Source organism: Brevundimonas sp. (genome assembly GCF_023259385.1).
Taxonomy (GTDB): Bacteria; Pseudomonadota; Alphaproteobacteria; order Caulobacterales; family Caulobacteraceae; genus Brevundimonas.
In genome coordinates this window covers 1-19,908 of the sequence record NZ_JAHFPF010000032.1, presented here as the reverse complement: position 1 = coordinate 19,908, position 19,908 = coordinate 1, and the positions used below count along the sequence as shown (strand labels likewise).

Here is a 19,908-nt window from a genome sequence, read left to right as displayed (position 1 = left end):
ATCGCGCCCCGGTCCGAACCCGTGACGGAATGCAGCCCGGCCAGCGCCAGCAGAGGCTTGGCCAGCGGTACGGGATCGAAGCGGAACAGGCTGACCAGCCAACCGAGAAGCCAGCCTTCCAGATGCAGGGGCCACGGTTCCATCCCGGCCAGGAACAGCGCCCGCTCGCGTGGCTCGAACCGGGCGGGGAACAGGTCCAGATCCGGCGTCTCGCACAGCGACACCCTCCGCTGTCCGGCCTTGCCGAAGTCGCGCTTGTAGAGCCCGCTCCACCCCCGCCGCATCGTCCAGACGCCGCCGTCGAAGACCATGACCGGCCGTCCCAGCCACGACAGGATGGCCTGCATCACCGACAGGCCCTTCGGCGCCCGCGCGCCCGGCGAGATGGCGGCCTCGACCGAGACCACCTCGCGCCAGCCCTCGGTCAGCCGGTCCAGCACGGCGTTGGACAGGGCCGGGGTCGAGCTGCAGCCGGTCAGGGCCACGACGCCCGCCGCCTTCGCCGCCTGGTCCAGCGTGGGGAAGGCCTTCACGAAGTCCCGGCCGTCGGCGAGGTCGACGTAATTCAGGCCCGCCGCGATGGCGGCCCGCGCCGTCGTCGGCTGCGCGCCCTGGAACGGCCCGGCCATGTCGGCGGCGACGGTCGCCCCCGTGGCCTTCAGCGTCTCCGGGGTCAGGGTCGCGGTGTCCATGACGGCGACCTCGACCCGCCCTTCCGGGAAGGCCGCCCTCAGCCGCGCGGCCACGCCTTCGGCGCGCGCCCGGTCCCGCCCCGCGACCACCACGCCGAAGCCGTGCCGCAGCAGCCCATCGGCCAGCCGCGAACCGAACACCCCGCCCGCTCCGATCACGAGAACTGTGGTCATGCGAGGAAGCGCGCCCGGTCGGCCTCCGACGGGGCCATGCAGGTCTCCGTCCGCCCGAAGATCGCGTAGCGGTTCTTGGCGATCAGGTCGTAGACGGGATCGCGCAGCACCCGGGGCGCCGCCTTCAAGACCGCCAACGGCCGCGTGTCCCTGAGCACGCCGAGCACACTCAGCGCCGCGTCCGACTTGAAGAAGATGCGTCCGTCCAGGACCACGGCGTTGGTCTGCGGCGCCTCCGGGTCGATGCCGTACCGCATCGCCAGCGCCCGCCCGGCCACGGACTGGATCGGCAGGAAGCGGAACCGCCCCTCAGGATCATGGTCGATCACGAACCGGACCCAGCGCGAGCAGAAGACGCAGACCCCGTCGAACAGGATCAGGCCGTCGGGTTCCTGCGGTGCGGGCTGCGGCGACCAGCGGCTCATGGGGCGGACTGTGGGGCGATTGGCGAAGCCCCACAAGGCGACCTTACGCCGCCGCCACGGCCTCGATCTCGACCAGCCAGGCCTCGTCGAAGATTCCGGTGACGATGACCGTCAGCGCGGTCTGGCGGCCGCCCAGACGGCGGATGCGGACCTCGCGGTTCTCCAGGGCGTAGGCGCGGTCGGACAGGAAGGTCGTGACCTTCACCAGATTGTCCAGCGTCATGCCGGCGGCGCGCAGCTGGGTCTCCAGATTGTCCCAGACCTGCTCGCACTGGCCAATGAAGTCGGGCGCCAGCGACCCGTCCGGCGCGACCGGGATCTGGCCGGACAGATAGAGCCAGCGGGTCGCCCCGCTGACTTCACAGGCCTGGGCGTATTCGCCCTCCGCCGGCGGCGAGCCGTCGCCGGTCAGAGGGCGGATGCTGACCGTCACTGGCGAGCGGCGTCCGAACGGGCGCGCACCTGGGCGAACTCGGAGGTCGGCTTCCAGCCGGGCCAGTCGTTGCTGTTCGCGAGGTCCAGACCCAGGTGGTAGAGCAGGGTCAGGTTCTCGACCGCCGACGTCAGGTTCCAGTCCGCCGACCATTCGTCCGAGGGCTTGTGATAGTCGGCCGCGAACTTGGCGCGCCAGGCGGCCTCGCCGGCTTCACGGCCGCCCTCGACCCAGTCCCAGCCGTGCCACGGCATGATCGCCGGCACGCCCATGCGGGCGAAGGGGAAGTGGTCCGACCGGTAGTAGAAGCCTTCCTCGGGCATGTGGTCGTCCGAGACGTAGCGGCCCAGCGGTGCGGCCAGGGCCTCCAGCCGGTCTTCCAGATCGTTCTGGCCCTTGCCGAAGATCGGAATGTCGCGCGTCGAACCGGACAGCGGCAGCATGTCGATGTTGATGTCCGCGACCGTCGTCTCCAGCGGATAGACCGGATCGGCGGCGTAGCCGTAGGCGCCCAGCAGACCCATCTCCTCGGCCGCCATGTGGGCGAAGACGATGGAGCGCTTCGGGCGCGGGGCCTGGCTGAGCTGACGCGCCATCTCCAGCACGCCGATGGTGCCCGAGGCGTTGTCCCAGGCGCCGTTCCAGATGTTGTCGCCGGTCACATTGGGGTGCTGGGCGGCGCCGCCGACGTGGTCCCAGTGGGCCGAATAGATGATGGTCTCTTCCGGATGCTCGGTCCCGGGAATGCGGGCCAGCAGGTTGTGGGTGACCAGGGTGTCGATGGTCTCCGAGATGTCCAGCGACAGGGTGACGCCGTTCAGCGGCACGGCCTTGAACGACCCGCCGGCGGTGTTGGCGAAGCTGTCCATGCCCAGCCCGGCCGCCGCGGCCAGGGCGAAGGCGAGGTCGTGGTTGATGGCGCCCGAGAACTCCAGGTTCGCCGCGCCGGGCGTCAGGGTGCGAGTGCGACCCGCGCCGCGCATGGCGCCCTGCCACTGGGGCGACGAGGCGGCCATGGGGACCAGGGTGACGACACCGACCGCGCCGCGGCGGAAGGCCTCGTCGGCCTTGTAGGCGCCCGACTGGTAGTTGGTGGCGTACTCGCCGTTGAACCGCTCGCCGTCCGGCTCGCCGGCGATGACCACCACGACCTTGCCGCGCACGTCCAGGTCGCCGTAGTCGTCCCAGTTCCGCTCGGGCGCCGTGATGCCGTAGCCGGCGAAGACCAGGCCCGCATTGCGGATCGAGGCGCGGCCGTCGTTGGTGACGGCGCGCAGGACGATGTCGGTTCCGACCGTCAGCGGGTGCGACTGGCCGTCCGGGCCGGTCCAGCTGGCCGTGCCGCCGGCGACCGGGGTGTAGCGCTTCAGTTCGACCGGCTGCAGCCACTGGCCGTTCGGGCCGCCGGGCTGCAGGCCCATGGCCTCGTACTGCCCCTGCAGCCAGGCCAGCACCATGCGCTCGCCCTCGGCGCCGGGATACCGGCCCTGGTATTCGTCCGCGCTGATGGTGCGGATGTCGTTGCTGATGCGCTCGGCCGAGAAGCTCTGGGCCCCGGCGGCGCCGGCCGCCAGAAGCATGGCGGCGAGGGCGATGCCGCCCGTCAGTTTGCGAAACATTGAGTAGGCTCCATCCCCCGATTTGATGGCGCGCACTCTAGGGCGGCCCCGAAGGACCGCTCCTTACATTTTTGTCATGTCAGCGCCGTCTCCCTCCCCTTCTGGGGAGGGTGGCTCGCGAAGCGAGACGGGTGGGGAACCGAGCGCTCGGATATGGACCCCACCCTGTCGTCGCTGACGCGCCGACATCCCTCCCCACAAGGGGGAGGGAAACGCGGGGTCTCTACCGCCGCTGGGCCGCCGTCGCGGCGCGGGCCGGTCCGAACTCGGAGCCGTCCTTCCACTGCGGCCAGACGCGGCTGTTCGCCAGGTCGCGGCCGACCGAATAGAGGACCTGCAGATCCTCGACCTGGCCGCGCAGATCCCAGTCGGGCGACCATTCGTCGGCGGCCTGGTGATAACGGCTGCGGCCGTACTCGGACCGGGACGCCTGGCGCTCGGCGATCGGCTCGTCGCGGAAGTCGCCGGTCGAGCCGCCGTAGGTCATCGGCACGCCGCGCTTGGCCAACGGGAAGTGGTCGGAGCGGAAGTAACCGCCCGAGGCCGGGTTGGCGTCCGGCTGGATGGTGCGCCCCTGGGTCTCGACCACGGCGGCGATGCGCTCGTCCAGGTCCGACTGGCCGTAGCCGGTGATGCCGTAGCGGTTCACCCGGCCGTAGACGTTCATCGAATCGACGTTGAAGCCGCCGACCGTCGTCGCCAGCGGATAGACCGGGTTGGACGCATAGTATTCCGAGCCCAGCAGGCCGCTTTCCTCGGCGGTGAAGCTGATCATGACGATCGAGCGCTGGGGCCGCGGACCGGCGCCGAAGGCGCGGGCCAGCTCCAGCAGGCCGGCGGTGCCGGTGGCGTTGTCGACCGCGCCGTTGAAGATCGTATCGCCTTCGGCGTCCGGCGCGCCGACGCCGATGTGGTCCCAGTGGGCGGTGAACAGGACGGTCTCGTCCGGATGGGTCGTGCCCGGCAGGCGGGCGATGACGTTGTGGGTCGTGACCTGGGTCGATGCGACGTCGAACATGCCGCTGAAGGTGGCGCCGGTCAGTTCGACCGGGCGGAAATCGCGGCTGCGGGCGGCGACCTTCAGGGCCTCGAAATCCTGGCCGGCGGCGCGGAACAGCTCGACCGCGACGTCGCGCTGCAGCCAGGCCTCCATGGGCACGCGCTCGGCGGCGGCGTTGGCGCGGACGATGTCGAACTGCGGCCCCGACCAGCTGTTGGTCACGGTGGCCCAGCCATAGGAGGCGGGCGCGCTTTCGTGGACGATGATGACGCCGGCGGCGCCCTTGCGGGCCGCCTCTTCGTATTTGTAGGTCCAGCGGCCGTAGTAGGTCATGGCCCGGCCGCCGAAGGTGTTGAGCTCCGGCTGTTCGAAGTCGGCGTCGTTGACCAGGACGACGATGACCTTGCCGCGGACGTCCACGTCCTTGAAATCGTTCCACTGCCGCTCGGGCGCGTCGATGCCGTAGCCGACGAAAACCAGCGGCTTGTCCATCAGCATGGTGTGCTGGCTGGGCAGACGGGTGGAGATGACGATCTGCTGGCCCTGGGTCAGCGGGATGGCGGTGTCGCCGACCTTGAAGCCGGCGCGGATGTTGGAGGCGGTGAAGCGGTTCAGCGTCACGTCCTGGGTCCACTGGCCGTTCGGCCCGCCCGGCTGGAAGCCGGCGGCGGCGTACTGGGCGCTCAGGTAGTCGATGACCTTCTGCTCGGCGGGCGTAGCGATGCCCCGGCCCTCGAAGCTGTCGTCGGACAGCACGCGGACATGCTCGGACAGCCGGCCGGTGTCGAAGATCGGGGTCTGGGCGCCGGCGGCGCCCGCGACGGACAGGAGCGCGCCGGCGACCAGCGCGGCGACAGAGACGGACAAACGCATGCTCGGGACACCCTCAGCCTTTTGAACAGGGGGCGGACCGTAGGGCACCGTTCGGTGGCTGTCGATCAGGCGCCGCCTACTGCGGCGACACGGCCCCGCCGGCGGGCCAGGTCGAGTCGCCGACGCGGGTCAGGCGCATCTCGATGAAGCGGCGGGGCGGCTGACCGTCGGCGACATAGTCCCCGACCTCATGCCAGACGCCGTCGCGGACGGTGGCGACGTACTGGATCTTCGCGTTCGGCCCGGCGGGCGTTTCCCAGCGGAACCCGTCCTCGGTGCGCTCGAACGGATAGTCGCCGCTGTAGCCGTTGGCGTAGCTGCGGAAGCCGTAGCGTCCGGCCCGCTCGTCCCATGAGAGGATCGCGAGGGCGTTGAAGCCGGTCGCGCCGTCGGCGGCGTAACCCCGCCCTTCGATCACCTTGACCGAACCGCCCAGCAGGGAGCCGACGCGTTCGGTCTGGGTCAGGACCAGGCGGCCGCCGGGCATGTTGATCACCGCCTCGCCGCGCCACTCGCCGTCCAGGAAGTCGAGCGCGCCGACGGCGGTCCGCTGGGCCTGGCTGCCCGTCGGGCTGGGCGCGACCTGGGCGGCGGCGGGAACCGCCGTGGAGAGGGCGAACACGGCCAGGGCGGCGGCGGACGCGGAGCGAAGACGGCGGATCATGGAGACCTCCTTGGTTTCACTTTGTATTATAAAGTTCTTTTCCAATCTTGGCAACGCACTGGAGACGGAAATGAAAAACCCGCCGGAGCGCGGGCTCCGGCGGGTCGATCATGTCAGTCTGTGGAGGGCGCCTTAGTGGGCGACGCCTTTCCAGATGCGGCGGTAGGACAGGTAGGTCACGCCCGCGAACAGCAGCAGGAAGATCAGCGTGCCGACGCCGGCCCGCTTGCGCGCCACCTGCTTGGGATCCGAGGCCCATGCGATGTAGGCGGCGACGTCCTTGGCGTAGTTGTCGACCGTCTGGGCCGTGCCGTCGTCATAGGTCACCTGGCCGGCGCGCAGCGGCGCGGGCATGGCGATGAAGCCGCCGGCCGGCACGTGCTTCGCGTCGCCCGTCCAGAACGGCGTCAGGTCGCCGGCCATGTAGGCGTTGTAGTTCTGGCCCGGACGGATCGTGAGACCCTCCGGCACGGCGTGGTAGCCGGTCAGCAGCGAGTAGATGTAGTTCGCGCCGCCGTGACGGGCCTTGGCCATCACCGACAGGTCGGGCGGGGCCGCGCCGCCGTTGGCCGCCGCGGCGGCCGTGGCGTTCGGATACGGGTGCGGGAAGCGGTCGGCGGCGGTGCCGTCACGCATCACCGGCTCGCCGGTTTCCGTGTCGATGTCCGCGACCTGAACTTCCTTGGCCAGCGCCTTGACGAAGCGGTTCTCGGCCGGGCTGGCCTGGTGCGCGTCGTAGAAGGGACCGCCCGGTTCCGCGAGCGTGCGGAAATGCATCAGGTCCATGCTGTGGCAGGACGCGCAGACCTCGCGGTAGACCTTGTAGCCGCGTTGCAGCTGGCCCTGATCGAAGGTCCCGAAGGGACCGTCGAACGAGAAGCCGCCGTCACGCAGGTGGTGGCCGCCGCCTTCCGCCAGCGCGGGGCCGGCGGCGAGGGTCAGGCCGGCCGCCGCGGCGATCAGGACCAGGGTCTTCTTCATGGAGCGCATCGGAGTCTTGAGGGTCATCATGGTCGCGATCAGCCCTTGTGCTCGTCACTGCCCGACAGGACGGGTTCCGAAATGGTCGCCGGGATCGGGAGCGGCTTCTCCTTCAGACCCACCCAGGGGAGGATCACGAAGAAGAAGGCGAAGTAATAGAGCGTCGCCAGGCGGGTCAGCCACAGGTAACTGTTCAGCTTGCCGTCGATCAGGGTGAAGCTGGGCATGCCGGGCACGACCGCGGCGTCCGGCAGCTGACCGCCGCACCAGCCCAGGATCACGCCGACGACGACGAAGATCACGAAGAAGATCTTCATGGTCGGGCGGTAGCGCATCGAGCGCACCTTCGAGGTGTCCAGCCACGGCAGGATGAACAGCACGCCGATGGCGCCGAACATGGCCAGCACGCCGCCGAACTTGTCCGGGACCGCGCGCAGGATCGCGTAGAAGGGCAGCATGTACCACTCGGGCACGATGTGCGCCGGGGTCTGCAGCGGGTTGGCCGGGATGTAGTTGTCGGCGTGGCCCAGGGCGTTCGGCATGAAGAAGACGAACACCGCGAACAGGATCAGGAACAGGATGATGGCGAAGCCGTCCTTGACCGTGAAGTACGGGTGGAACGGGACCATGTCCTTCTTGGCGCGATCCTTCGGGATCAGGATGCCGACCGGGTTGTTCTGGCCCGCGTGGTGCAGGGCCCACAGGTGCAGGACCACGCAGCCGGCGATGACGAACGGCAGCAGGTAGTGCAGCGAGAAGAAGCGGTTCAGGGTGGCGTTGTCGATCGCCGGGCCGCCGCGCAGCCAGATCAGGATCGGCTCGCCGACGACCGGGATGGCCCCAATCAGGTTGGTGATGACCTCGGCGCCCCAGTAGGACATCTGGCCCCACGGCAGGACGTAGCCGAGGAAGGCGGTGGCGATCATCAGGAAGAAGATCACGCAGCCGACGATCCAGATCATCTCCCGCGGCGCCTTGTAGGAGCCGTAGTAGAGGCCCCGCAGCATGTGCAGGTAGACCGCGATGAAGAACATCGAGGCGCCGTTGGCGTGGGTGTAGCGGATCAGGTCGCCGCCGTTGACGTCACGCATGATGCGCTCGACCGAAGCGAAGGCCAGTTCGGTGTTCGGCACATAGTGCATGGCCAGGATGATGCCGGTCGCGATCTGCGTGACCAGGCAGAGGGCCAGGATGGCGCCGAACGTGTACCAGTAGTTCAGGTTCTTCGGCGTCGGCAGCGACATGTAGTCCGCGCCGAAGCGGACGATCGGAAGACGGGTGTCGAGCCACTTCTCGACGCCGGTCTTGGGGACGTAGGTGGATTCGTGATCGCTCATCGTTCTCTTATCCGTCCTCAGCCGATCTTGATGCGGGTGTCGGACACGAAGTCATACTCCGGCACCACGAGGTTGGCCGGAGCCGGTCCCTTACGGATGCGGCCCGAGGCGTCGTAGTGCGAACCGTGGCAGGGGCAGAACCAGCCGCCGAAGTCACCGGTGCCGAAGGTCGGGACGCAGCCCAGGTGGGTGCAGTTGCCCAGCACGACGAGATACTTCTCGTGGCCCGGCTTGGTGCGTTCCGCGTCGGTCTGCGGCTGCTTCAGGTCGCTGGCGTGATCGTCGGCGATCACGCGCTGCAGTTCGGCCGGGCTGCGATAGCGCACGAACACCGGCTTGCCCTGCCACTTGATCACGACCTGCTGGCCTTCCTGGACCTTGGTCATGTCGAATTCGATCGACGCCAGGGCCAGGGTATCGGCCGCGGGGTTCATCGAATTGATCAACGGCCAGACGACCATGGCGGTCGCGCCGACCGCAGCCGCGCCGGCGGCGATATGGATGAAGTCCCGGCGGGTGGCGTCGCCGCCTTCGCCTTCAACGACCGATTCGGCCACGTCTCACTCCTCGTACGCCGCATTCCACGCCCGGGAAGGAGCATGGCGGTCACGGCATGAATGCATTAGCGGAAACCCGGAAATCTCGCCCGGCCCGAGTTTGCGGCGGAAAGCCGCAAGTTGCTGACGCTTCTTGCGAAACGGTCGCAAAACAGGCCGCGACAAGCCCCCGGGCCGCGCGTATGAGGGCCTTAGAATGCGTCTCGCCCTTTTTCAACCGGCCATTCCGCAGAACGTGGGCGCCTGCATCAGGCTGAGCGCCTGTTTCGGCGTCGAACTGCACGTGATCGAACCCACCGGCTTCCGTCTGGATGACCGGGCGATGAAGCGTGCTGCGCTGGATTACGGCCCCCTCGGCCATATGACCCGGCACGCCGGCTGGGACGAATTCCAGCGTGATCGGGGCGCCGGGCGGCTGGTGCTGTTTACGACGAAGGGCGCGACGCCCCTGCCCGGCTTCGCGTTCAGGCCGGACGATGTGTTGCTGTTCGGCAGCGAACCGACGGGCGCGCCTGATTTCGTGCACGCGGCGGCCGACGAACGGGTGGTGATCCCGCTTCGGCCCGAGGCCCGGTCGCTGAATCTGTCGGTGTCGGCGGGAATCGCCCTGTTCGAAGCGCTGCGCCAGACCGACGGCCTGCCCTGAAGCGTCTGGACGCGCGAGCCGGAACAGCCAATACAATCTGCGGGCATGATCGACCGCTTCCGGCTGCCCCTCACCTTCGACGCCGCGGCCCTGACGGCCGATCTCGACGCCCTGTCGGCCGAGGGCTGGATTCCGCATTTCAATCGGGGCTTCTACGACGGCGACTGGAGCGGACTGGTGCTGCGCGGTCCGGCGCAGGGCGCCGACAGCCTGGTGGCGACGGCCGAGGCCTTCGCCGACACGCCCCTGCTGGATCTCTGTCCCGGTGTCCGCGCGGTGCTGGCGACGCTGGACTGTCCGCTGCGGTCGGTGCGGCTGCTGCGGCTGGGGCCTGGCGGGGTCATCCGGGAGCATCGCGACTACGACCTGGGCTACGACCGGGGCGAGGCCCGGCTGCACGTGCCCGTGGTCACCAACCCCGACGTCAGCTTCCACCTGCGGAACCGGCGGGTGGTCATGGCGCCGGGCGAGACCTGGTATCTGGACCTCAGCCAGCCGCACCGGGTGGTCAACGGCGGCGCGACCGACCGCATCCATCTGGTTATCGACGTGGGCGTCAACGACTGGCTGCGCGACCGGATCCCCTTCGAGGCCGACGATCCCTTCCGGTCCGTGGAGCCGGAGGTCGGGGCTGACGAAGCCAGGGCCAATCTGGAGCGGTTCCGGGCGCTGGTCGCGGCCGAACCCGCCCTGCACGGCGACCTGCGCGACACCACCGACCGCGAGCTGTTCGTCGAGGAGACCGTGCGGCTGGGCCTGGCGCATGGCCTGCCCTTCACCGCCGAGGCCGTGCGCGAGGCCCTGACGGCCGAACGCCGACGCTGGAACGACCAATGGATGAAGTGACCATGCTGGACGGCTGGTTGCCCGGCCGCATCTTCTGGGACGACGCCGATGTCGAGGCGTCGGTCGTGGAATGGATCTGGTGCGACGCCCCGCGCTTCACCGAGGCCTTCCTGGACGACACCTTCACCGGGCTGATGCGCCATCCGGCCAACACGCTGTTCAGGCGGCGAACGACGCTGGCGGAACTGGAGACCTGGGTCGGGCGCAGTCCGGGCGTCCCGCCGACCGGCTTCATCTTCCATGTCTCGCGCTGCGGTTCGACCCTGCTGGCGCATCTGCTGGGTCGGCTGGACGGGGCGCTGGTGCTGTCGGAGCCGGGGCCGGTGGACAGCCTCATCCGGGCGGGCGAGCGGCTGGGCCGCGAGCGGCAGGTCGCCCTGCTGCGCGCCATGGTCGGAGCGCTGGGTCAGGCGCGGGCGCCCGGGCAGAGCCGGCTGTTCGTCAAGTTCGACGCCTGGAACACCCTGCAGCACGACCTGATCCGCGAGGCCTTCCCCGAGACGCCCTGGGTCTTCCTGTACCGCGATCCGGTGGAAGTGCTGGTCAGCGCCCTGGGCCAGCGCGGGGTGCACACCGTGCCGGGCCTGTTGCCGGCGTCCCTGTTCGGGATCGACGCCGAGCCGGATGCGGACGCCTACGCCGCCCGGGTGCTGGGTGCGATCTATGCGGCGGGGCTGGAGGCGCACGGTCGGGCGCCCGGCCTGCTGGTCGACTACGGCGAACTGCCTGGCGCGACCTGGGGTGAGGTCGCCGCCCATTTCGGGATCACGCCGACGCCCGACGAGATCGCGCGCCTGACCGCCGCCTCGGGCCGCAATCCCAAACAGGGCGACCAGCCGTTCACCGCCGACGCAGAAGCCAAGCGCCAGTCCGCGCCGGAGGGCCTGCGCGCGCTGGCGGAGCGGTGGATGCAGCCGGCCTACGAGCGGCTGGAGGACGCGCGCTCGAACTAGCTATTCCGGCGCCCCGCCCGCCAGCGGCGCGGCCAGGCTGGGGCGTTCGGCGCGCTTGGCGGCGGCCACGGCCTCGACGGCGCGCATGGTGCGCAGGACGTTCTCGCCCGCCAGCTTGCGGATGTCGGCCTCGGTCCAGCCGTTGGCCATCAGGGCGGCGAGGATGCGCGGATAGGCGTCCACCCCGGTGATGCCGTCCGGCAGGCTGTCCACGCCGTCGAAGTCGCCGCCCAGGCCGACATGGTCGATACCCGCCACGTCGCGGACATGCTGGATATGGGCGACCACGTCGGCGATCGTGGCGCGGGGCCGGGGGTGGGCCTCGGCCCAGGCGAGCAGGCGCGGGTCAGGGGTCTCCGCCCCCGGATCGACGCCCAGACGGTCGGCCTCGAGCGCGAACTCCTGGTTCCACGCCATCTGGGCGGCGCTGACGAAGCCGGGCACGAAGGTGACCATCACCACGCCGCCGTCCTCGGGCATCAGGCGCAGGACATTGTCGGGCACGTTGCGGGTCCGGTTGGTCACGGCGCGGGCGGAGGAGTGGGAGAAGATCACCGGCGCCTCCGAGACCCGCATGGCGTCCAGCATGGTGTCCTCGGAGACGTGGCTGAGGTCGACCATCATGCCGATGCGGTTCATCTCCTTGACCACCTGCTCGCCGAACGGCGACAGGCCGCCCCATTTCGGCGCGTCCGTGGCGCTGTCGGCCCAGGTCGTGGTCTTGGAGTGCGTCAGGGTCATGTAGCGGACCCCGGCCTCCTGGAACTCGCGCAGCAGGCCCAGCGAATCGTCAATCGAATAACCGCCCTCGATGCCGATCAGGCTGGCGATGCGGCCCTCGCCGTGGATGCGGACGACGTCGTCCGCCGTAGTCGCCAGCTCGAACACATCCGGATGGGCGGCGACGATGCGGCGGACCGTGTCGATCTGCTCCCAGGTCTCGCGCGCGGCCACGGTCGGGCTGAGGTCGGCCGGGACGTAGACGGACCAGAACTGGCCGCCCACGCCGCCGGCGCGCAGGCGGGGAATGTCGGTGTGCAGCTTGGTCGTGGCGCGCAGGTCGTGGGTCAGGTCGACGGCGTAGGGGTCGTTGCCGTGGCTCTCGCGCAGGGCCCAGGGCAGGTCGTTGTGGCCGTCGATCAGCGGCGTGCCGTCCAGGATGCGCCGGGCGCGCGCCTCGCCAGGATCGGTCTGCGCCGCCGACTGGGCCAGCGCCGGGAGGGCGACGGCGGACAGGGCGACGGCGGCCAGAAGCACGGTGCGGATCATGGACGGTTCCCCAAAAACGAAGCGGCGACAGTGGCAGAGTTGCGGGGGCGGTCAACGGGCCGCACTTTCGTTGAAGGCGACGGGGGCCTAGAGCGAAATCGGTCGAGTTGGACGAAGTCCGGCTCGGCTCAGATTTCGCTCCAGTTTGATGCTGGACCATTTTTTGGATTCAGGTCGAAGCGACCTGAAGCAAAAATGGTCTAGGAAGCCGCCATGACCGACGCCGCCGATCCCCTCGCCCAGAAGAAGACCGAAGCCCGGGCCTGGTTCGAAACCCTGCGCGACCGCATCCACGCCGGGTTCGAGGCCCTGGAAGACCAGGCGCCCGCCGACCTGTTCCCCGGCGAGCCCGGCCGCTTCGTGCGCACCCCGTGGGAGCGCAAGGAGGGCGGCGGGGGCGTCATGGGCATGATGCACGGCCGCCTGTTCGAGAAGGTCGGCGTTCATGTCTCGACCGTGCACGGAACCTTCCCGGCGGACTATGCGAAGACGGTGCCGGGCGCGGCGGAGGACCCGCGCTTTTTCGCCACCGGCGTGAGCCTGATCTGCCATCCGGTGAGCCCGCGGGTTCCGGCGGTGCACATGAACACCCGCTTCATCGCCACGACCAAGAGCTGGTTCGGCGGCGGGGCGGACCTGACGCCCGTGCTGGACGTGGACCGGCGCGAGGATGCGCCCGACACCGTCGCCTTCCACGCCGCCATGAAGGCCGCCTGCGACGCCCACGATCCCAGCTGGCATCCCAAGTTCAAGGCGTGGTGCGACGAGTATTTCTTCCTGCCCCACCGCAACGAGCCGCGCGGCACCGGCGGGATCTTCTACGACCATCACGACAGCGGCGGCTGGGATCGCGACTTCGCCTTCACCCGCGACGTGGGCGAGGCCTTCCTGGACGTCTATTCGCGGATCGTGGCGGGCCGGATGGGCGAGGCCTGGACGGCGGAGGAGCGCGAGGAACAGCTGGTCCGGCGCGGGCGCTACGTCGAGTTCAACCTGCTGTACGACCGGGGCACCACCTTCGGCCTGAAGACCGGCGGCAACGTCGATTCGATCCTCAGCTCGATGCCGCCCGTGGTGAAGTGGCCCTGATCTGACCGCCCGGCCCCTCGGGGTCCAGGGCGCTGCGGATCGCCTCGAACAGACTGGCCAGGGTGACCGGCTTGGTCAGGTGGCCGTCGGCGCCGGCGGCGCGGCCCGCCGCGACATGCTCGGCCATGGCGTTGGCGGTCAGCATCACCACGGGCGTGCGCGGCAGCCCCCGGTCGGTCTCAAGCGCGCGGATGGCGCGGGTGGCGCTCAGACCGTCCATCACCGGCATCTGCATGTCCATCAGCACTAGGTCGAAGCCGCCTTCCGCGAAGGCGTCCAGCGCCTGACGGCCGTCCTCGACGGCGACCATCTCCATGGCCGTGGCGGCCAGCATGATCTCGACCACCTTGCGGTTGGCGGGGTGGTCGTCGGCCAGCAGGATGCGCAGGGGCGTGGCGGCCACGTCGATCGTGTCGGCGGGCGCGGCCGCCTCGGCGGCGACCGGCTCGGCCGGCGGCAGGGCGATCTCGAACCAGAAGGCCGCGCCCTCGCCCGGCGTGCTGTCGCAATCCAGCGCGCCGCCCATCAGATCGACCAGGGCGGTCGAGATGGCCAGGCCCAGGCCCGTGCCGCCGTAGCGCCGGGTGATCGAGCCGTCGGCCTGCTGGAAACGGGTGAAGATGCGGCCCTTCAGCTCGGCGTCGAAGCCGACGCCGGTGTCGCTGACACGGAAGACGGCGCGGCCGTCCTCGACCGCCTGCACGGCGATCCGGACCTCGCCCTCGGCGGTGAATTTCAGGGCGTTGGAGACGAGGTTGTTGAGGACCTGGCGCAGGCGGACCGCGTCGCCCTCGACGAAGCCGGACAGGGCCGGGTCGAAGTCGACGTTCAGGGCGACGCCCTTGTCCTCGGCCTTGACCCGCCACAGGGCCGCCACGTCGCCGACGGTCTGCTCCAGATCGAAGGCGACCGGTTCGAGGGTGACCTGCCCGGACTCGATCTTGGCGCTGTCGAGGATGTCGGACAGAAGGCGCTCCAGGGTCGCCCCGGACGAGCGGATCAGCTCGACCATCTCGCGCTCCTGAGCATCGAGATCGCGGCGCGCCAGCGAGTCGGCCATGGAGACCACGCCGTTCAGAGGCGTGCGGATCTCGTGGCTCATATTGGCCAGGAACTCGCTCTTGGCGCGGTTGGCCTCCTCGGCGCGGCGGCGGGCGTCGCGCAGGAACCGGCCCAGCCGCCACTGCCACGCCAGCGCCGCGGCGGCGCACAGCAGGAACAGGACGACGATGACGGTGACGGTCAGCTGCAGCCGGGTGTTGGCGCGGGCCATCTCCAGCTGGCGGCGGCGCTCGGCCAGTTGCTGCTGCATGTTGCCGGTGACCTGGTGGATGCCGGCGCTGAAGCTTCGGGCCGCCGAAGTCTCCTGGGCCGCCATATGGGCGCGCAGGATGCGGAAAGCCTCTTCGGGTCGGCCCTCGGCGAACAGCACCTCGGCCTCGACCTGATCCACGTTCGACTGTTCACCGACGCCGGCCTCGAGCCGCCGCAGCGTCTCCAGGTCCCGGCGGGCGGCGGCGGCCTGGCCGGTGCGGGCGCGGGCGACGGCGCGCAGCGGCAGGGCGTCCCGGGCCAGGAAGGCGGCCTCGCCGAGGTCCTCGCCGTAAGGCTCCAGACAGGCCAGCACCGCGCGCGGCGCCTGGCGGGCGTCGGCGACGGTCGCGCACAGGCTGGCGTCATAGATCTTCAGCGTCGGCAGGTCGGAACGCAGGGCCAGCCGGTTGTGGGCCGCGTAGAAGCGGGCGGCGCGGTCCATCTCGCCCACCTTCACCGCCATCATGGCCAGGTTGTAGAGGCTGTCGAAATCCGGACGCGGATAGGCCGGAGTGGAATAGTCGATCTCGAACTTGCGGAAGGCGTCGGCGGCGCCCTTGACGTCGTTGAGCGCCTTCAGACCCATGCCCGCCACCTCCCAGATGCCCGCGCGGGCGGTGGCGGCGAAGGGGTCGTTGGCGGGAATGTCGGCCTCCGCCTGGCTCAACAGCTGCAGGCCCTCCCCGACGCGGGCGTTGTCGATCATCCACAGGGCGGTCAGGCGGGCGGCGTGGGCGCGCACGAACCAGTCGCGGCCGGAGGCGGCCATGCGGTTCATCTCCGCGGCCACGGCGCCCTCGCCCTGATCGTAGCGGATGGTCAGGGCGTTCAGGTGGGCGATGTCGATGTACCGAGCGTCGCGGCGACGGCGGGCGGCGGCCTCCAGCCGGGCGTTCCATACCGCCGCGCGCTCGAACTCGCCCTGGTTCAGGATGGTCCAGGTGACGTGGTAGAGCCGGTTCAGCCCCTCACGGTCGGTGCGCCGCATGGCGTCATGGCCGAAGGCCTCCAGCGCCGCGAAGGTGGTCGAGGAGGCCCGAGCCTCCACGAAGGCCGCCAGCTGCATCCCGTCGTCCGCCCCCCGGGCGTCCGGCTGTGCGAACGCGGGAGCGGCGCCGAGGACGGCGAACACTGCTGCAATCGTAAGCGCGAACCGGGAAAGGCACATGTCCCTCCGTATTCGCACGCATTCCTTGAGTAAGATTTACAGCGCGAGAAAGCCGCGAATCCAGTCCGCGACCAGGGCCCGGTCGTTCGGCTGGGCCAGGGTCTCCAGCGCCCGGTCGACCAGCACCGGATCGATCCGCCCGCACCGCCCGGCAGTCAGGTCCGAGGCGTAGGCGGGGGTGAACTCGGGGTGGCCCTGGAAGCTGATGGCGTCCTCGCCCCACGCCAGGCCGGCGTAGGGGGTGAAGGCGCTGCTCAGGGTGACAAGGGCGTCGCCGGGAATGGCGACCACCTGGTCCTGATGCGAGACGGGGATGGCGACCGTGGCGGCGGCGGGGGTCATCCACGGCGCCGGCGCGGCCACGTCGTAGCGATGCAGGCCGACGCCCCAGCCCCGGTCCGACTTCTCGACACGGCCGCCCAGGGCCTGGGCCATGGCCTGGTGGCCGAAGCAGACGCCGACCAGCCTGGTCTCGCCCCGGGCCAGACGGATCCAGTCCAGCAGGGCGCCGATCCAGGCGTCGTCCTCATAGACCCCGGCCGCCGAGCCCGTGATGACGGCGCCGTCGAAGCCGACGGGATCGGGCCATTCGCCCTGCCGCACGTCGAATACCGTGGTCTCGAACCCGTCGCCCAGCAGGGTCCCGAACATGGCCGGATAGTCGCCATGGGTTTCGGCCAGGGCCGGCGGCGGCGCACCGGTCTTCAGGATGGCGATACGGGTCATTCGGCTCTCCACGGGCCACCCGATATGGCCTCGCTGGCCGGACAGACAAGACGCCGCTCCCGTCGTTGGGCGAGAGAGGATTCTTTAGGTTCAGACCGTACAAACCTGAAGCAAAACTGGTCTAGAGGACGCGCCATGTCCGATGCTGATCCCATAGTGCTCATCAACGTCTATCGCTGCGATCCTGAAAAGCAGGCGCTGCTGATGGAACATCTGGCGGTGATGGTCGCCGCCCAGCGCGGAGCCGAGGGCTTCATCTCGGCGACCCTGCACCGGGGCCTGAACGGCAAGGTGGCGGCGGTCTATGCGGTCTGGCGCACACGCGAGGACTGGAAGGCCATGGCCCGGACCGCCGGGGTGGCCAAGGCGATGGAGCCGATCATGGCCATCGCGACCTTCGAGCCGCACCTGTACGAGCCCGGCGAAGTGATCGACTAAATTACGCCGTCCAGACCTCGGCCTTGGCCCCGGCCTCGCCCAGCGTGCCGGCCACCCAGTCGCAGATCTGGCGCGCGGCGTCTTCCGCCCCGGCGGGAGCATTCAGCACGACCATGGCGCAGCCGTTCATCTTCATCGGATTGGTCAGCGGCCGCAGGCGCGCCTCGGCGACCAGCACCCGCTTGGCGCCCGCCTCGTCCAGCCGGCGCAGGAAGCCGTCGAAGGTCTCCAGATCCTTCAGCGGGGTCCAGACCGCGACCATGGCGCGGGGATCGGCGCGGACGATGGCGGCGGCGGTGTCAGCGGCGCGCTGATAGTCGTCGGGCCGTTCGAACGGCGGGTCGATCAGGACCAGGGCGCCGGACGCATGCGCCGCCTCGGCCCGCGCCTGATCATAGCCGTCGCCGCCCCGGGCGGTCGCCTGGGGGAAGGGCTCCAGCGCCGCGGTCAGCAGCTCCAGCACCGGTGGGTTCAGCTCGAAGCCCATATAGCGGTCGTCGCGGCCGAGCCGGCGAGCGATCAGCAGGGGCGAGCCCGGATAGAGGCGCGCGCCGCCGTGCGGGTTCAGTTCGCTGACCGCCCTGGCCAGGGCCTCGATCAGGGGCGGACGATGATTGGCGGCCATCAGACGCGCGATGCCTGCCTCGGCTTCCTTCGACCGCACGCCGTCGCCGCTGAGGTCGTAGACCCCGGCCCCCGCATGGGTGTCGATCACCGTCACGGGGCCGGTGGCGCGGCGGCGGTCGAGCAGCCAGAGCACGAGAGCGTGCTTGACCAGATCGGCGAAATTTCCGGCATGGAAGCTGTGGCGATAGTTCATGCCCCCTGCCCTCCGCCTCCGCGCCCGCGCGGTCAAGAGGAACCGCCTTCGTTCGCTCGTCGTTGGAGTTCGCCATGATCGAACACCCCGTCCTGTCCGACGAAAACCGCCCCCCTCCGAAGGCCGTCGCGGACGCTGCGGAGCGAGGACTGGAGCTGCGCCGCGAGCACAAGCGCGGCGGCGCCGAGGTCGGCGTGCGCCGGGCCGAGCAGCTGATGAGGCAGGAGATCCTGAGCGATCGGGACATCAGGTCGACGTACAGCTGTTTCGCCCGCCACGTCGTCGACAAGCACGGGCGGGACTGGAACAACAAGGACAAGCCCTCGGCCGGCTATATCGCCTGGCGGCTGTGGGGCGGAGACGCCGCGCGGGATTGGATCCACGGACTGCGCGAGACCTTGCCCGAGGTCGGGGTGTGACCCACGTCGATGTGCCCGAGGGCCTGACCTGGTGCAGCGACGAGGCGACCGGCTTCTCTCGCCGGAAGTCGGGCACAGGGTTCCGCTATCTGGATCGCGACGGCAAGCGCATCACCGACATCAAGGCGCTGGACCGTATCCGGATGCTGGCCATCCCGCCGGCGTGGACCGACGTCTGGATTTGCCCGCGCGCCAACGGCCACATCCAGGCCATCGGCTGGGACGTTAAGGGCCGCAAGCAGTACCGCTATCACCCCGACTGGAGCCGCCACGCCTCGGAGAGCAAGTTCGACCGCCTGCCCGCCTTCGCCAAGGCGCTGCCGAAACTGCGGGCGCGGGTCGAGGCCGACCTGGCTAGGCGCGGCATGACACGGGACAAGGTGCTGGCCACCGCCGTACGGCTGCTGGAGATCACCCTGATCCGGGTGGGCAACGCCGAATATGCGAAGCAGAACCGGTCCTACGGTCTGACCACCCTGCACAAGCGGCATCTGGAACTGGAGGGCGCCGCCCTGACCTTCGCCTTCAAGGGCAAGAGCGGGGTGGAGCATGAGGTGAAGGTGCGCGACCGGCGGCTGGCGACCGTGGTCCGGTCGTTGCGTGACCTGCCGGGCCAGCAACTGTTCAAATACCGCAACGCCGATGGCGACCTGTGCCCCATCACGTCGGACGATGTGAACGCCTATATCCGCGACGCCATGGGCGAGGCCTTTTCAGCCAAGGACTTCCGCACCTGGGCGGGGACCGTGTCGGCGGCACGGGCGCTGAGGGAGGCGGAGACCCCGACCTCGCCCACCGACGCCAAGCGCAAGATCACCGTCTGCGTGAGGGCCGTTTCCGGCCTGCTGGGCAATACGCCGACGGTCTGCCGGTCGTCCTATGTCCATCCGAAGGTGTTCGAGATGTTCGAGGCCGGAGGCCTGGCCGCCCTGCCCGGCCCGGACGCCAAGGGATTCGAAGCCGCCCTGATCCGGGCCCTGCGATGAGCTCTCAGGCCGTCATCCAGTAGCCGCGGCTGCGAAGACCGACCGGCGCGCCGGTCGTCGTCACCTTCGCCAGGATGGCCGCGCGGAAGGCCTCCGCCTCCTCGTCGCCGCGCAGGCGGCGCAGGGCGCGGATGATGCGGGTGATGCGCAGGTGGTTGTGGTCCGCCGCCTTCAGCCAATGGTCGTTGTTGCGGTAGAAGGCGGCGATCCGGTCCGTGGCCGCCGCCAGGGTGCACTGGGCCATGACCGAGTCGCAGATGGCCGTGGCCTCGTCCTCGGTGAGCACGGGCGATTCCGGCACGGCGGACGAGGGCTCGGTCAGCGGGAACAGCCACTGGATGAAATCGTGGGTGTTCTCCAGCGCCGCATCGTCGAACGCCAGGACGTCGAAGATCGTGCGCCCGCGCGCATCGGTCCCTTCGCCCTCAAGGAAGGCGAGTACGGAGGGCGTCGATGCGGTCAGCGTCGCCTCCTAGGCC

21 protein-coding genes are annotated in these 19,908 nt (G+C 69.7%); 7 read left to right on the top strand and 14 right to left on the bottom strand.

Translation table 11 applies throughout. The features are described from left to right. The 9 genes from Q0C81_RS04095 to petA form a co-directional block, all read right to left on the bottom strand. On the bottom strand, positions 1 to 866 hold an 866-nt coding region (locus Q0C81_RS04095), incomplete at its 3' end, for a saccharopine dehydrogenase NADP-binding domain-containing protein (protein WP_291833938.1). Beyond that, a complete protein-coding gene (locus Q0C81_RS04090; RefSeq protein ID WP_291833935.1) occupies positions 863 to 1,291 on the bottom strand; it encodes a thiol-disulfide oxidoreductase DCC family protein in 429 nt (142 codons plus the stop codon). The genes Q0C81_RS04095 and Q0C81_RS04090, both read right to left, overlap by 4 nt. Positions 1,292 to 1,334: 43 nt before the next feature. After that, positions 1,335 to 1,724: a RidA family protein gene (locus Q0C81_RS04085; RefSeq protein WP_291833932.1), complete on the bottom strand. Its 390-nt coding sequence runs from the start codon at positions 1,722 to 1,724 to the stop codon at positions 1,335 to 1,337. Next, positions 1,721 to 3,343, bottom strand: a complete 1,623-nt coding sequence (locus tag Q0C81_RS04080; RefSeq protein WP_291833929.1) for a M28 family peptidase — start codon at positions 3,341 to 3,343, stop codon at positions 1,721 to 1,723. Before Q0C81_RS04080 ends, Q0C81_RS04085 begins: the two co-directional genes overlap by 4 nt. A 223-nt stretch (positions 3,344 to 3,566) precedes the next feature. Further along, entirely contained in the window at positions 3,567 to 5,216 is a 1,650-nt protein-coding gene (locus Q0C81_RS04075) for a M28 family metallopeptidase (RefSeq protein ID WP_291833927.1), read from the bottom strand. A gap of 76 nt (positions 5,217 to 5,292) precedes the next feature. Beyond that, positions 5,293 to 5,880, bottom strand: a complete 588-nt coding sequence (locus tag Q0C81_RS04070; protein WP_291833924.1) for a DUF1579 domain-containing protein — start codon at positions 5,878 to 5,880, stop codon at positions 5,293 to 5,295. A gap of 132 nt (positions 5,881 to 6,012) precedes the next feature. Continuing rightward, positions 6,013 to 6,891 carry a cytochrome c1 gene (locus Q0C81_RS04065; RefSeq protein ID WP_291833919.1) on the bottom strand — a complete coding sequence of 293 codons (879 nt, stop codon included), beginning with the start codon at positions 6,889 to 6,891 and terminating at the stop codon, positions 6,013 to 6,015. 8 nt (positions 6,892 to 6,899) lie between these two features. After that, positions 6,900 to 8,198, bottom strand: a complete 1,299-nt coding sequence (locus Q0C81_RS04060; RefSeq protein ID WP_291833917.1) for a cytochrome b N-terminal domain-containing protein — start codon at positions 8,196 to 8,198, stop codon at positions 6,900 to 6,902. Positions 8,199 to 8,215: 17 nt separating this feature from the next. Then, a complete protein-coding gene (petA, locus tag Q0C81_RS04055) occupies positions 8,216 to 8,755 on the bottom strand; it encodes a ubiquinol-cytochrome c reductase iron-sulfur subunit (RefSeq protein WP_291833914.1) in 540 nt (179 codons plus the stop codon). Between the two features lie 196 nt (positions 8,756 to 8,951). Between petA and Q0C81_RS04050 the strand changes: the two genes are divergently transcribed. The 3 genes from Q0C81_RS04050 to Q0C81_RS04040 are packed head-to-tail and all read left to right on the top strand — an operon-like array spanning position 8,952 to position 11,200. Continuing rightward, entirely contained in the window at positions 8,952 to 9,401 is a 450-nt protein-coding gene (locus tag Q0C81_RS04050) for a tRNA (cytidine(34)-2'-O)-methyltransferase (RefSeq protein WP_291833911.1), read from the top strand. A 45-nt stretch (positions 9,402 to 9,446) separates the two neighbouring features. Further along, on the top strand, positions 9,447 to 10,247 hold the full coding sequence (locus tag Q0C81_RS04045; RefSeq protein ID WP_291833908.1) for an aspartyl/asparaginyl beta-hydroxylase domain-containing protein: 801 nt from the start codon (positions 9,447 to 9,449) through the stop codon (positions 10,245 to 10,247). Then, the gene (locus Q0C81_RS04040) at positions 10,235 to 11,200 is read left to right on the top strand and encodes an aspartyl beta-hydroxylase (RefSeq protein WP_291833905.1); all 966 of its coding nucleotides are present in this window, start codon (positions 10,235 to 10,237) and stop codon (positions 11,198 to 11,200) included. Before Q0C81_RS04045 ends, Q0C81_RS04040 begins: the two co-directional genes overlap by 13 nt. Here the strand turns inward: Q0C81_RS04040 and Q0C81_RS04035 are convergent, their stop codons facing one another. Further along, entirely contained in the window at positions 11,201 to 12,469 is a 1,269-nt protein-coding gene (locus Q0C81_RS04035; RefSeq protein ID WP_291833902.1) for a dipeptidase, read from the bottom strand. A gap of 213 nt (positions 12,470 to 12,682) precedes the next feature. Between Q0C81_RS04035 and hemF the strand changes: the two genes are divergently transcribed. After that, positions 12,683 to 13,558, top strand: coding sequence for an oxygen-dependent coproporphyrinogen oxidase (hemF, locus tag Q0C81_RS04030; RefSeq protein WP_291833899.1), 876 nt, complete (start codon positions 12,683 to 12,685; stop codon positions 13,556 to 13,558). Here the strand turns inward: hemF and Q0C81_RS04025 are convergent. Beyond that, positions 13,524 to 16,004, bottom strand: coding sequence for an ATP-binding protein (locus Q0C81_RS04025; protein WP_291833896.1), 2,481 nt, complete (start codon positions 16,002 to 16,004; stop codon positions 13,524 to 13,526). The two genes, hemF and Q0C81_RS04025, sit on opposite strands and share 35 nt — an antisense overlap. 72 nt (positions 16,005 to 16,076) lie before the next feature. After that, positions 16,077 to 16,766 carry a type 1 glutamine amidotransferase gene (locus Q0C81_RS04020; protein WP_291833893.1) on the bottom strand — a complete coding sequence of 230 codons (690 nt, stop codon included), beginning with the start codon at positions 16,764 to 16,766 and terminating at the stop codon, positions 16,077 to 16,079. A 135-nt stretch (positions 16,767 to 16,901) separates the two neighbouring features. Between Q0C81_RS04020 and Q0C81_RS04015 the strand changes: the two genes are divergently transcribed. Further along, positions 16,902 to 17,204 carry an antibiotic biosynthesis monooxygenase gene (locus Q0C81_RS04015; protein WP_291833890.1) on the top strand — a complete coding sequence of 101 codons (303 nt, stop codon included), beginning with the start codon at positions 16,902 to 16,904 and terminating at the stop codon, positions 17,202 to 17,204. Between the two features lies 1 nt (position 17,205). Here Q0C81_RS04015 and rlmJ read toward each other — a convergent pair whose 3' ends face one another. Continuing rightward, positions 17,206 to 18,024: a 23S rRNA (adenine(2030)-N(6))-methyltransferase RlmJ gene (rlmJ, locus tag Q0C81_RS04010; RefSeq protein WP_291833887.1), complete on the bottom strand. Its 819-nt coding sequence runs from the start codon at positions 18,022 to 18,024 to the stop codon at positions 17,206 to 17,208. Between the two features lie 74 nt (positions 18,025 to 18,098). Between rlmJ and Q0C81_RS04005 the strand changes: the two genes are divergently transcribed. Further along, complete coding sequence (locus tag Q0C81_RS04005) at positions 18,099 to 18,443, top strand: hypothetical protein (RefSeq protein ID WP_291833885.1); 345 nt, start codon at positions 18,099 to 18,101, stop codon at positions 18,441 to 18,443. Continuing rightward, entirely contained in the window at positions 18,440 to 19,429 is a 990-nt protein-coding gene (locus Q0C81_RS04000) for a DNA topoisomerase IB (protein WP_291833882.1), read from the top strand. The genes Q0C81_RS04005 and Q0C81_RS04000 overlap by 4 nt, the downstream gene beginning before the upstream one ends. Before the next feature lie 4 nt (positions 19,430 to 19,433). On the opposite strand, the gene Q0C81_RS03995 is transcribed toward Q0C81_RS04000, so the two are convergent. Then, a complete protein-coding gene (locus Q0C81_RS03995; protein ID WP_291833941.1) occupies positions 19,434 to 19,790 on the bottom strand; it encodes an opioid growth factor receptor-related protein in 357 nt (118 codons plus the stop codon). Between the last annotated feature and the right edge of the window lie 118 nt (positions 19,791 to 19,908).

What these genes read in the sequence shown, in the direction of transcription:
- Q0C81_RS04090 (WP_291833935.1), bottom strand. Translation starts at nt 1,291, where the DNA reads ATGAGCCGCTGGTCGCCGCAGCCCGCACCGCAGGAACCCGACGGCCTG.
- Q0C81_RS04080 (WP_291833929.1), bottom strand. Translation starts at nt 3,343, where the DNA reads ATGTTTCGCAAACTGACGGGCGGCATCGCCCTCGCCGCCATGCTTCTG.
- Q0C81_RS04075 (WP_291833927.1), bottom strand. Translation starts at nt 5,216, where the DNA reads ATGCGTTTGTCCGTCTCTGTCGCCGCGCTGGTCGCCGGCGCGCTCCTG.
- Q0C81_RS04070 (WP_291833924.1), bottom strand. Translation starts at nt 5,880, where the DNA reads ATGATCCGCCGTCTTCGCTCCGCGTCCGCCGCCGCCCTGGCCGTGTTC.
- Q0C81_RS04065 (WP_291833919.1), bottom strand. Translation starts at nt 6,891, where the DNA reads ATGATGACCCTCAAGACTCCGATGCGCTCCATGAAGAAGACCCTGGTC.
- Q0C81_RS04060 (WP_291833917.1), bottom strand. Translation starts at nt 8,198, where the DNA reads ATGAGCGATCACGAATCCACCTACGTCCCCAAGACCGGCGTCGAGAAG.
- Q0C81_RS04050 (WP_291833911.1), top strand. Translation starts at nt 8,952, where the DNA reads ATGCGTCTCGCCCTTTTTCAACCGGCCATTCCGCAGAACGTGGGCGCC.
- Q0C81_RS04045 (WP_291833908.1), top strand. Translation starts at nt 9,447, where the DNA reads ATGATCGACCGCTTCCGGCTGCCCCTCACCTTCGACGCCGCGGCCCTG.
- Q0C81_RS04040 (WP_291833905.1), top strand. Translation starts at nt 10,235, where the DNA reads ATGGATGAAGTGACCATGCTGGACGGCTGGTTGCCCGGCCGCATCTTC.
- Q0C81_RS04035 (WP_291833902.1), bottom strand. Translation starts at nt 12,469, where the DNA reads ATGATCCGCACCGTGCTTCTGGCCGCCGTCGCCCTGTCCGCCGTCGCC.
- hemF (WP_291833899.1), top strand. Translation starts at nt 12,683, where the DNA reads ATGACCGACGCCGCCGATCCCCTCGCCCAGAAGAAGACCGAAGCCCGG.
- Q0C81_RS04020 (WP_291833893.1), bottom strand. Translation starts at nt 16,766, where the DNA reads ATGACCCGTATCGCCATCCTGAAGACCGGTGCGCCGCCGCCGGCCCTG.
- Q0C81_RS04015 (WP_291833890.1), top strand. Translation starts at nt 16,902, where the DNA reads ATGTCCGATGCTGATCCCATAGTGCTCATCAACGTCTATCGCTGCGAT.
- rlmJ (WP_291833887.1), bottom strand. Translation starts at nt 18,024, where the DNA reads ATGAACTATCGCCACAGCTTCCATGCCGGAAATTTCGCCGATCTGGTC.
- Q0C81_RS04005 (WP_291833885.1), top strand. Translation starts at nt 18,099, where the DNA reads ATGATCGAACACCCCGTCCTGTCCGACGAAAACCGCCCCCCTCCGAAG.